This window comes from Neotamlana laminarinivorans, from assembly GCF_020523925.1.
GTDB lineage: Bacteria > Bacteroidota > Bacteroidia > Flavobacteriales > Flavobacteriaceae > Neotamlana > Neotamlana laminarinivorans.
In genome coordinates this window covers 1-543 of sequence record NZ_JAJAPW010000027.1, presented here as the reverse complement: position 1 = coordinate 543, position 543 = coordinate 1, and the positions used below count along the sequence as shown (strand labels likewise).

Sequence of the window (543 nt, the reverse complement as noted above, 5' to 3'; positions counted from 1 at the left end):
TCAATGTTCTAACGCAACAAAGCGTTTTTAATTTTTAGTGTTACTAAGCTACATTTTTTTCTTCAAATTCGAGTATTTCTTTAGGAGTTTTATACCCTATTATTTTCCTAGGTTTATTGTTTAGTTTTTGTTCAATTTTAAGTAATTTTTTTTCATCTATAAGATTAAAGTCCGTTCCTTTAGGTAGGTCTCTTCTAATAATTCCATTAGTATTTTCATTAGTACCTCTTTCCCAAGAAGAATATGGGTGAGCAAAGTAAATTTTGATTCCTGTTTTTTGAGATATTATATGATGTTTAGCCATTTCTACCCCGTTATCATAAGTCATAGATTTTCTAAGTTTTCTGTTAAGTTGATTTAATTTTTTAGCGAACATTTTAGCTACTTCATCGGCTTTTCTAGATTTTAGTTTTATTATTAAAGTATATCTTGATTTGCGTTCTACGATTGTTCCTATTGCCGATTTTTGTCCTTTTCCAATGATTAAATCACCTTCCCAATGTCCAACTTCATTTCTTAGCTCAATGTGCTTAGGTCTATTGT

The 543-nt window shown here is 29.3% G+C and carries 1 protein-coding gene; it reads right to left on the bottom strand.

Going from position 1 to position 543, the window contains the following annotated elements; genetic code table 11:
• Positions 1-43 precede the first annotated feature (43 nt).
• Positions 44-543: IS30 family transposase (locus tag LG649_RS15900; protein ID WP_226544807.1), on the bottom strand; the 500-nt coding region annotated here is incomplete at its 5' end.